The organism is Ruegeria sp. YKSD179 (assembly GCF_059612885.1).
This window is the reverse complement of the sequence record NZ_JBXWRL010000084.1, coordinates 1-10,750: the sequence shown is the minus strand read 5'-3', so window position 1 is coordinate 10,750 and position 10,750 is coordinate 1. Positions and strand designations below refer to the sequence as shown.

The window sequence follows — 10,750 nt, the reverse complement described above, 5'->3', positions numbered from 1 at the left end:
GTATCTAAACAAAACAAATTCCGATCAACAATTAAACTCCACAATATCACAAACTCAGATCTTCAACAAAAACTCGACCAACAATGCACTTCAGATGAGCTTTCTGCGGAAGAAATTTTTTGAGCAGGAATTGAAAGCCCGTTTAGCCCGCGGTTTTCATGTCTGAACTGGATGCGGCGAAAGCGCGGTTTAGGTTCCGACCAAAACTAAGCTTGTGAACGACTAGTCTGACGAAAACTGCCGAAATACAGAGTATCACTTTCCGCGAGTGCGAACGAATGCTGCGTTAGCAACATGTCTAAACATCAATGTCTGGAAAGTCCGCAGAGCAGTCGTTCAAGCAGAGTGCGGCGAACGGCTGCTCCGAGCCCAATGTGACCAATGCTGCACCATGCATATTTCGGTACTAAGGGCGGATTGCGGCCATTCGCTGCGGTTTGCACCAAGGTCCGCTGTGCGGATACCGTAGGCTGGATCACTTAGCTGACGCCACCATCGTGGCAAAGACAGGTCTTCACTCTACGTGAGGTGTGACAGGCCCACTTTCCAGAATTGGGAGTCCGTCCTGAGTTTACAGGTTCAGCGGTAGGGCAAGCTGAAGAACGAGAAGCTGTTTGTCTGGGTGACTATGCGTGATCCCGTCTCAGCCATAAGCGTTTGCATTGCTGAGCTGCCCGTCGGACACGCTACAAGATCGGCGGCATCATCAAGAAAGTCTACGGTGAATGCGCTTTCGCCGACAAGTTGGCATTCATCCGACGGGCTCCGGTAGCCGCGAACAAAGACGAGATCGGGGTCCGGTTCGCTGACCGCAACCTCAACCGGCGTCTCAATACATCCAGTGAGGAAAAGCGCCGCTGGCAAGATGGAGAAGGATGCCAATAGCTGCTTCAAGTGAATAGTTTTTGCCATTCTACTTCTCCCATTCCGCGGCTGTGCTACGCCAGATGCCATCTTCTGCGTCCCAGGCGCTTGCAGTGACACATGGGGTTGGATTGATCCCGCCGCATTGCGACCCGTGAACATCGGTGAGAAGAACACGGCTGGGACCAAGATCCACGACATCCCATCCCTGGTTGAGAAGAGAGCCAATGACGTCACCCACGAGGAAATGAGACATGCATCCGCCCGTTCCGCAATAGAGGGACACGGCCGACGAGCAGGCAAAGAGCACCTCGTTCAGCACCCAGTCAGGTCTCAGATCCCCGTCCAGATCCACACGGGCAACAGCGCCCCATTCCAATGCGAACTCGCCGTTCTCAAAGTCAGAGCAGGCTTGTTGCGCCTGATTGACCTTTTCTTGAAGCTGCGCCGGGAGCTCAGATATTTCTGAAGCACTGGCAGGCTGCGGCAATGTTAAAGCCGCCGCAAGCAACGCGTAGAAATGCATCCTGACAATCCAAACAAGGCTGGACGCGGCGCTCGATCTCGGCATCAGTTGCATTGGTCGTACCGATAATCGCCGAACTCCAGCCAGTTTTCCCTCCGATTCCGGAAGATCAGAAATTCGGCCCGATCCTCCGCCAGTAGGGCAACAACGAAGTCCTTGACCGGTTCAGAGTTGCCGAAATAGCTGTAGGCGGTCATCGCCCGCTGGGTTTCGCCGTTCACGGTGACGCGCGCGTCCCATTCATCGCTAGCATTATCGAGGATCACGAACTCAATTTGGCGTTTGATCCCATCGCCGCCGCAATAGACCACGCCTTCTGGTGCCTCCATAGGCGCGGAGGTTTGGTCCAATGCTCGACATTCGGCCCGGAGTGACTGGATGGCTGTACCTGATCCCTTAAGATCAAAAATGCCGTAGCTGACGTCTTGATCTACCATCGACAGGTTCAGGGTGGCGTTTGCGGCAATCTGGTCGAGGACGAACGCATAATCCGCCTCGTCGCTTAACTGGATCTCGACAGGATAGTTGTCGACGATCTGGACGAACGAGTTTTCGCGTCCCATCTGAAAAGCAGCAACTTCTTGCGATCCGTTTATCAGAAAACGAAAGGAAAGGCCGTTCTTTCGTAAGATATCCTGCGAATCCTCATACCCGGCCGGGGCGAACCTGATCCTGTCGCACTGCAACTCCAGCGTCATGTTGTTTGTCTGAATAAATGCATTTGGCAACGGGCTGCCGCTGAAGCCCCATTCGGCCAGTGCAGGGGCCGCCGACAGACAACAAATCAGACACGCAGACCAGAAAGTGTTTTTCATTTTTAACTCCCAAGGTTCCTCGTACGAGGAGGCAATAATGGTTCTCCAGCATTGAGGTGCCAGTGAGTGGTCATGTAATCCTACGACGGTGCGCCATATTCATTCGTTCCTTCCTGTGAGGGTCGCGAAAGCCACCAGATCATCAAGAGAGAAAGGACAAGTTGAATCGCGTACATGACCATCAAACCGGTTGCACCGAGAAAGGCTGCTGGTTTTCTCAAAGTCTCAGGGTCTTCAACGCCAGTTTCCAGCGCTGAAAAAACTGCAACCCCGGTCAGCAGCATGAACATCGTGGCGATGCTGAAGGCCATTGGAAGAAGAAGATACCATCCAGGACGACCTGTATCATGTAATCGACGCCACCCCGCGGCGAGCATCGGAAGCAACATCGCCAGTTGGAAAACGGAGTTCAGCAAGTTCGATCCCTGTCCTGTTTCCGGATCAGTGCCAAAAAGGACCGCACTGAGTACCGCCAACCCGACGCTGACCAGGACTACGAACAGAACAAACCACCAGTACTCTGATCTCTGCGCGCGGCCCGAAAACACGATATACTTGGACAGGCAGGTCTTGACCGATTGCGTGAAACCCATTTTTAAACTCCTCGTGTTGCTCTCGCAGTCCTATTTTACACCCTGAAAGTTTTACGAAAAACAGCGGCGATGCAAGTTTCACGTGCAAATGGGAAATTCAGACTGGGAAACCTAGCGGAAAATGATTTACTTCAAGCTGCGTATTCCCAATCCGGGACGTGTCCCCTGAAAACACAACCCGCGTTCTCAAGCCAAAGGTAACCAATGTCACAGCCCGCATACCTACATCTGGTTTTGGGAGGAAGTGCCGGCGGATGTCTGCGCGCGGCGGTTGCGAATTGCGGCCTGATGGGCCGTGTGCATGTGTTCGATGATGATCTGAGCCATGGTTCGTTGAACGACAAGCAAGCGCGGGCAGCATATTTCAGAAAGCTTTTCCAAAACTATGGCCAGTTGCCTGACAATCCGTTTCCTTCACTAGTCGATTTCGACCGGATCTCAGCCCATTTGACGCAGGATCTCACGCCAGAAGTTTGCATATGGGCGGGTGAGAATGCATCAGAGCGGACGTTTTTGGAGATGGCATGTCATGGCCTGCGCCTTTTCAAAGGTTCGGTGACCCGAGTTGGAACGACTGGCTTAAAGTCACTGCCGTATATAGGTCCGCAAACTCCGGCTTTACTGGCGAGCCTTTTTGATCAACGCGAAGCGGTAGACCCGGTCACAAGAGCAACGCTTTCTTCTGATTTTCTGCGCCTGCGAGACAGTGGTGCTACACTGCGTAAATGGGAAGCAGGCAAGATTGTCGATGTTTCCGACAATCTCTATGACAGTCTACTTTTATCATGCTGTGCAACAAACTGGACACCTGCTGCGCGCGTTGTCGGTACGGCCATGGGGCGATGCGACGAACACAACTTGTTGGGTGATGTGTTCTTATCTGGGAGGCTTCAGCATCTGATCATGCAAGGTATGATTGAGGCATCTGGCCCTCAAACAAGCCTGCGAGACTTTGACGTGCGACGTAGATAACGTTGCCGTACATTTCGGCAATATTTACGCTCACAGAGATGGAGACCAACTGAGCAATTCTGTCCAGATCGCTGATGCGATCCAAGGTGCTAGCGTCATCTTGGTGCTTTCCAGAATGCAGGCAGAAAAACTGGAATGACTGCTCACTCAGAGCACGAACTGACCAATAGCTGCTCCCATTTTTAGGTAACCAATGCCGAAACCCAATGCAAAATGGAAAGATCATCATGGAATTTAAACTTCGCATCGTGGGCTTAATAGCTATGGTTCTCGCTGGCCTGTCTTGGTTGGCAGAGTCAGCTCTTTACGGCGACATAGATGAGAACGGTGTCCTGCAGGCAGGTCCGCGATGAAGACACTTATCGCAGAGACAGGGGCGCAGATAATCACCCAAACGAACAGCTTCTCGTTCTTCAGCTTGGCCCATCACTAACCCCATTCATTCCCTCCCGCTGCTTGAGACGCGGCCCATTTTGGATTAGCTTTCCATGATCTCTTCCGAATACAGGCTGTCTGCCAATACTCGGGCTGATGCCACGGGCCAAAGGAGCAACGTGTGATGTTTTTGAGAACCTGTGTTGCAACTTTAGCTGTGGTCGTTTGGGCAGTATTGGCGGGTGCGTCTCAGCACATCAAGTCCGGAACCCTGCCCGAAGGGCCAGAAGGCGACATAGACGCGCTCACCGAGGAACAGTTCTACGTGGATGGATCGGCGACCAGTGCGAGAGTATTCACGTTCGCGAACGGATCTCGGTCTCTCCACTTCATTCCTATGATCCACCAAGCTGAGCCTGCGTTCTATGAAGCCGTGGCGGGCGAAGTGAAACAGCTCAAAGCGCAAGGAATGGACCTTTTCTACGAATTCATCGACTTCGATGACGCGACCCTTGAAAACAAGCGCAGGGTCCGGGCTATGCTCGGCTTTCTTCCCTCACCGGCTTTCTATGCAGAGAATGTATCTGGTGGCTTGGTGGCTCAAGACAACTCGAAATTCCTAGGTTTTCCAGGAGGCAGGGATGTCAACGTCGACCTAACGCCGGCAGAACTTGCTGATGCCTATGAGAGACTAGTTGGGCCGCTCGAGATCAGCGATGAAAACCTGACTATGCCAATTGGGGAATTCGTCATGCCAACCGCGGATGTCATGCAGATTACCAGTGTCACAATCGACTGGCGAAACCAGCATTTGGCGGAGGCCATCAATAGTGCTTCAGGAAGTGTCCTTGTTCTATATGGCGCGGCTCACGGTGCCGGAACTGTCAAAGAACTGTACGCCCTTGACCCGAGCTGGCGGCGCGTGGACTAGACAGGCCCAATCACCTTCTACGACACTCTGAGCCCCAGCATGGGTGTTGTCAGAAGGATTTTGGTTGAGACGGGCAGGGCTGTTCCGTAGCTTCTGCATATGATGAAAAAAGACCCCTTCAAGTACTTTCACAGCAACCCGGAGATCATTCGCCTGACTGTTATGATGAACGTTTGCTTTCCACTTTCGCTCCGAAACGTCGAGGACCTGCTGCACGAGCGCGGCATCGACCTCAGCCACGAAACGGTGCGGTACTGGTGGAATAGATTTGGCCCGATGTTTGCCACTGAGATCCGCCGGAAACGCGTCCAGCAGATGCGGTCGTATTCAAACTGGCAATGGCATTTGGACGAGGTTTTTGTGAAGATCAGTGGCGAGCAGCATTATTTTTGGCGTGCCGTTGATCATGAAGGCGAGGTTCTGGAAAGCGTCGTCACGAAGACACGGGATCGCAAGGCAGCATTGAAATTCCTGAAGAAATCAAAGAAGCGCCACGGTCGCCCTCATATACTGGTGACCGACAAACTCCGATCCTACGGCGCGGCGATGAAAGATATTGGCAATGCCGACAAGCAGGAAACTGGCCGCTGGCTGAACAATCGTGCTGAGAATTCTCACCTGCCGTTTCGACGACGAGAACGGGCGATGCTCCTCTTTAGACAAATGCGATGTTTGCAGAAATTCGCATCCGTCCAGTCTTCGGTCCACAACCACTTCAATCAGGAACGACATCTTTACTCACGAGACAATTTCAAACTGAACCGAAGCGCCGCTCTCTCCGAGTGGCGTCAGCTTTGTTCGGGATAGGTTCCCGTATTCTGAGGAAAACTGAAACTGGTTCGAATTCGTCTGACAGCACCCTAACCTGAGTTGGCTGAAGGGTCGTCCTCCTCCGGTAATGAAACAAGCGGTTCATCAGGTGGGAGTTCGATCCCTTCATCGCTGGTCGCGCTGCCTGAATTCAGATCCGTGGCAGTCGCGGGATCATCCAGCATCGTTGGATCCAACATAGGTGCGTCGGTCGGGATGTCAGCATCAACCCCGAGCGCCGCGGTGTAAGGGTTGGCCTGTTCGGCATCCTGTGGCTGATCTGGAACGTCGGAATGCAGACTGGCTCCAACTGCATCAAGATAGTGGTTAACCGGGTCAATGTGATGGGTAGGAGGTGGGTTCTCGCCAAGATGCTCGTTGGAGGGCTCGAAGCCTCTGTTATCGTGTCCAGCGGGATCGTCCGCGCTGTCCGCTCTTGCGGCGAGGGACACGTCCATTTCGCCGGTCAATCCGAGCCCGGCGGCGGACGGGCCTTGAGCATCGTCGTCAAGAGTGACTTCGAAAATCGGTTCATCGTTACTCGGGGCGTCGTGTTGCGGTGGTGTTGTCGGTACAATATCAATACCGATCAGGGTCGTGTGATCCACGTGATGACCACTGTTGCCATGCACACTTTGCACATTGATGTTGACCTGCACATCTGCGTCCGAGGTATGCGTTCCGTGTTGAAGTATATGGAACGTATCGGTGTGATGACCGGATGGCATACCCCCGCCACCGCTCTTGAGTACCGCGGATTGCGCCCGGTAATCGTATTCGAAATGCCCCGTCTTTGGGTCGATAGTCAGTGTGCCATACTGTCCTTGCAAGGACAGTGCACCACCGTGTCCGTTGTCGATCGACCAACCACCAGTTCCGCCGGTCAGAGTCCCCGACAGGTGCGTCGTCCCGGAACCATGCACCTGCGTGGCGGTGGGTGGGGTGGGGGCAGCGGTGACGTCGAGTGTCGCCGTCGTCGAACTAGTTGAATGGCCGTCAGTGACTGAGATCGTCACTGGAACGTCGGTTTGGCTTGCGCCAGTTGTCGGTGTATAGACCCAGTTGCTGCCGGATTGATGGAAGCTCCCGTATTGAGGATCTACCTGTACATTCGAAATCGATAACTGGTCGCCAGTGTCGACATCGGTCGCATGAACTGCCGCCAACAAGTCTGCTGCCGACAAGGTCTTGCCTGCTCCCGGCTGCGTGGCTCCAAGATCTCCCGTTTGTACGGCTGGACCATCATTGGTGCCGGTGACGGTGATGACGAGGCTCTCGGTGTCGGTCGCGCCTTGCTTGTCTGTTACCGTGACCGGTATCGTCACCTGCTGCGTCGCGCCGGCTGCGAGGTGCTGGTAGGCGGCGTCGGTCGGATCAAAACTCCAGGATCCGTCCGCGTTCAGCGTGAACCCCGCGGGTGCCGCCTGGCCGAGCGAGAACTGCCGCGTGTGGACGCTTCCATCGACATCGGTTGCCGACATTTGCCCCGTGACGGCGTTGCCGTCCTCGGTCGCGCTGGCCGTCGCGGACGACAGGACCGGCGCGTCGTTCCGTCCAAGCACCTGAACCGTCAGACTTCCCGTAGAACTTAGCCCGTCCGTATCCGTGACCGTGATCGGTATGGAAATCGTCTGATGATCGCCATCGTTGAGGTGGCGGTATGCGGCGTTTGACGGATCAAAGCTGTAACTGCCGTCGCTGTTGAGGTGGAAGCCCGCAACCGGAGCGCCGCTGGTAAACTTCAGTGTCTTTGAATCGTCGTGGTCAAGGTCGCCCGCAGAGATTTGGCCGTTGAAGACATTGTCGCCTTCGAATTTGGTTACGAGATTGCGATAGACGACGGGTGCATCATTCGTTCCGGCAATGGTAAATTCGACCGGATGGGTGGTCCCATCGACGCTGTGAATGACAAAGTGATCCTTTGCTTCTTCCCCGGTCTTGAGGTGATCAACGATCGAATTGTCAAGGTGGTAGATGTATTGCCCATCTGGATTGACCTGCAGGCTGCCACCCAGAGAACCAGTATAGTTATGAAAGCTCCTATCGGGGAACTGCGATTCCGCGGGGCCGTCCGGGTCGGTCACATGGAACTGGCCGTAAGCACTGAGCTTGCCATAATCGCCGGGGCTGGTACCAACGCCGACATCTTCCTTGAGGGATGCACCAACACCGGTGATCACCGCCGCGTCGGGCGTTGCGCCAAGCGTCAGCGAAGCAGTCTGCGCAACTGTACCGCCGTGGCCGTCGGTGACGGTGTAGCTTAGGCTGACAGGTCCGTTGTAGTTCGGGTCCGGTGTGAATGTGAAGCCGTTTGCCGCGTCGCCAGAGATTGTGCCGTGGCTTGCGGTGAGGCCCGCGACTGAGAGCTGATCGCCGGTGTCGATATCCGTGGCATGCTCGATTAGCTGTGTCACGGTGATCTGCACCGATTTGTCCTCGGTGCCGCCGGGCAGGGTGACCGGTCCGCTGACCGCTGGCCCATCGTTGGTGCCGGTGACGGTGATGGTCAGGTTCTGCGTGTCGGTCGCGGTGCTGTCCGTGACGGTGACGGGGATCGTCACTTGTTGCGTCGCGCCTGCCGCGAGGTGCTGGTAGGCGGCGTCGGTCGGATCAAAGCTCCAGGACCCGTCCGCGTTCAGCGTGAACCCCGCCGGGGCTGCCTGCCCCAGAGAATAGGCCAGCGTGTCGCCGGTATCGACATCCGTCGCCGACATCTGTCCCGAGACCGACGACCCGTCCTCGGTCGCCGAGGCCGTTGCCGCGCTCAGAACCGGCGCATCGTTGGTCCCATGGATCGTGATCTGGATTTGATGCGTCGTGCCATCTACGGTTCGCACGGTGACCGTATCAGTCAGTGTGTCGCCGTCGCCCAGGGCCTGAATGCGCGGATCGGTGTTGTCGCCTAAATAGATCCAGTCTCCCGTAGGGCCAATGACGAGAGATGTGTTGCCACCCAGTGAGGTCGGATAGGCAGGCTGATAGTGTGTGTTGCCGATAAACCGGTCTTCACCAGCGTCCGGATCAATCACATCGAGATGGCCACCGACCCGTAGCCACTGCATCCCGGAAATTCTGTCCTCTGTGACTGCACCGGTATCTTGTCCAGACACGCTTGCCGCATCCCCGGTCGGAACCAGCGTCAGCGAAGCAGTCTGCGCAACTGTACCGCCGTGGCCGTCGGTGACGGTGTAGCTTAGGCTGACAGGTCCGTTGTAGTTCGGGTCCGGTGTGAATGTGAAGCCGTTTGCCGCGTCGCCAGAGATTGTGCCGTGGCTTGCGGTGAGGCCCGCGACTGAGAGCTGATCGCCGGTGTCGATATCCGTGGCATGCTCGATTAGCTGTGTCACGGTGATCTGCACCGATTTGTCCTCGGTGCCGCCGGGCAGGGTGACCGGTCCGCTGACCGCTGGCCCATCGTTGGTGCCGGTGACGGTGATGGTCAGGTTCTGCGTGTCGGTCGCGGTGCTGTCCGTGACGGTGACGGGGATCGTCACTTGTTGCGTCGCGCCTGCCGCGAGGTGCTGGTAGGCGGCGTCGGTCGGATCAAAGCTCCAGGACCCGTCCGCGTTCAGCGTGAACCCCGCCGGGGCTGCCTGCCCCAGAGAATAGGCCAGCGTGTCGCCGGTATCGACATCCGTCGCCGACATCTGTCCCGAGACCGACGACCCGTCCTCGGTCGCCGAGGCCGTCGCGGCGCTCAGAACCGGCGCATCGTTGGTCCCATGGATCGTGATCTGGATCTGATGCGTCGTGCCGTCCGCGGAAGAGACCCGGTAGGTGGCATGACCGACCTGACCTGCTGCGAGTTGTTGAACGGCTGCGTTGCTGTTGTCAGTGACATAGCTCCACGTTCCCGCGGAACTGATGTGCAGGCTGCCGCCAAACGGGTCGGAGACAGCATGTTCCCCGAACTGGCTGTATTGGAAATGCTCCTGTCCTGGACCGTCCGGATCCGTCACGTCCAGATCGCCACTGATCACGATCCGGCCGTGCACCTTGTCTTCGGTCGCCGACCCGGTATCCGTCCCGGTGATCACGGCGGCATCGCCGACGGCCGCCAGTGTTGTGGTGGCTCCGGTGTGGGTCACCCCGCCATGGGCGTCCTTCACGTCATAGGTGAAGTGGACCGCGCCGCTGTAATCCTTCTCCGGCGTGAAGGTGAAGGTACCATCGCCATTGTCGCGGATCGAACCGTGATCTGCCCGCAGCCCGGAAAGCGACAGCTTGCCAGCGTCGTTGGCGTCTACCTCAACCGTATTGGACAGGAGCTGGGCCTTGGTCAGCGTTTGTGTAGTGTCTTCGGTTCCCCCTGAGAGCGCCACTTCGGACGAACAATAGGGCCGGTCATTGCTGCCATGGATGGTGATGGTGATGTCATGGGCGGTTCCATCCTTTGCATAGACCGTGATCGTATCGGTCAAGCTCTGTCCAGCGCCCAACTGGTCGATCACCCTGCCATGGGTGGTCGCCAGACCGCCGGTTGAGGCTGTGTGGCCTGCATCGGCGTGATAGTGCCAGTTGCCGTCAGCATTCAGCATCAGGTCGCCGTACTTCCCATGATAGGTAAAGCCGAGGCCCTTGGTGTCGAACTCTGCTTCGCCCGCATCCGGGTCAATAATGGTGAGTTTTCCATCGGCATAGAGCGGCGCTCTATCCAGGGTCGCCATACCCGGCTGCGCGTAGTCAGGCGACATGTCTTTTCCACGGCTGCCTTCCGAAACATTGCCAGTGTCGACACCGCCAATTGTGGCGGTGTCGTCGGTGCCGTTGATGGTGACGGTGATCTGCTTGGTGGTGCCGTCGATGGTGGAGACGGTCAGCGTGTCGGTGATCTGGTCGCCGGTCTTCAGGGCCTGCACCGCCG

At 56.3% G+C, this 10,750-nt stretch carries 9 protein-coding genes and 1 pseudogene; 4 read left to right on the top strand and 6 right to left on the bottom strand.

Annotated elements, in window-relative coordinates:
• Window positions 1–579: 579 nt before the first annotated feature.
• The 4 genes from AC2FNE_RS23435 to AC2FNE_RS23420 form a co-directional block, all read right to left on the bottom strand.
• Window positions 580–912 carry a hypothetical protein gene (locus AC2FNE_RS23435; RefSeq protein WP_496806427.1) on the bottom strand — a complete coding sequence of 111 codons (333 nt, stop codon included), beginning with the start codon at window positions 910–912 and terminating at the stop codon, window positions 580–582.
• 1 nt (window position 913) lies between these two features.
• On the bottom strand, window positions 914–1,444 hold the full coding sequence (locus AC2FNE_RS23430) for a hypothetical protein (protein ID WP_496806426.1): 531 nt from the start codon (window positions 1,442–1,444) through the stop codon (window positions 914–916).
• Complete coding sequence (locus tag AC2FNE_RS23425) at window positions 1,435–2,205, bottom strand: hypothetical protein (protein WP_496806425.1); 771 nt, start codon at window positions 2,203–2,205, stop codon at window positions 1,435–1,437. Before AC2FNE_RS23425 ends, AC2FNE_RS23430 begins: the two co-directional genes overlap by 10 nt.
• 80 nt (window positions 2,206–2,285) lie before the next feature.
• Window positions 2,286–2,798 carry a DUF805 domain-containing protein gene (locus tag AC2FNE_RS23420; RefSeq protein WP_496806424.1) on the bottom strand — a complete coding sequence of 171 codons (513 nt, stop codon included), beginning with the start codon at window positions 2,796–2,798 and terminating at the stop codon, window positions 2,286–2,288.
• A 204-nt stretch (window positions 2,799–3,002) separates the two neighbouring features.
• On the opposite strand from AC2FNE_RS23420, the gene AC2FNE_RS23415 reads away from it, so the two are divergent.
• From AC2FNE_RS23415 to AC2FNE_RS23400, 4 genes are all read left to right on the top strand, one after another.
• Window positions 3,003–3,770: a DUF3658 domain-containing protein gene (locus tag AC2FNE_RS23415; protein WP_496806423.1), complete on the top strand. Its 768-nt coding sequence runs from the start codon at window positions 3,003–3,005 to the stop codon at window positions 3,768–3,770.
• Between the two features lie 227 nt (window positions 3,771–3,997).
• Window positions 3,998–4,123, top strand: coding sequence for a hypothetical protein (locus tag AC2FNE_RS23410; RefSeq protein ID WP_496806422.1), 126 nt, complete (start codon window positions 3,998–4,000; stop codon window positions 4,121–4,123).
• A 206-nt stretch (window positions 4,124–4,329) separates the two neighbouring features.
• Window positions 4,330–5,076: a hypothetical protein gene (locus AC2FNE_RS23405; RefSeq protein ID WP_496806421.1), complete on the top strand. Its 747-nt coding sequence runs from the start codon at window positions 4,330–4,332 to the stop codon at window positions 5,074–5,076.
• Window positions 5,077–5,175: 99 nt separating this feature from the next.
• Window positions 5,176–5,883 carry an IS6 family transposase gene (locus tag AC2FNE_RS23400; RefSeq protein WP_496806420.1) on the top strand — a complete coding sequence of 236 codons (708 nt, stop codon included), beginning with the start codon at window positions 5,176–5,178 and terminating at the stop codon, window positions 5,881–5,883.
• 53 nt (window positions 5,884–5,936) lie between these two features.
• Here AC2FNE_RS23400 and AC2FNE_RS23395 read toward each other — a convergent pair whose 3' ends face one another.
• Both AC2FNE_RS23395 and AC2FNE_RS23390 read right to left on the bottom strand, forming a co-directional pair.
• The gene (locus AC2FNE_RS23395) at window positions 5,937–10,580 is read right to left on the bottom strand and encodes a VCBS domain-containing protein (RefSeq protein WP_496806428.1); all 4,644 of its coding nucleotides are present in this window, start codon (window positions 10,578–10,580) and stop codon (window positions 5,937–5,939) included.
• Between the two features lie 27 nt (window positions 10,581–10,607).
• Window positions 10,608–10,745 (bottom strand): annotated as a pseudogene (locus AC2FNE_RS23390) (VCBS domain-containing protein); the annotation flags it as partial.
• Between the last annotated feature and the right edge of the window lie 5 nt (window positions 10,746–10,750).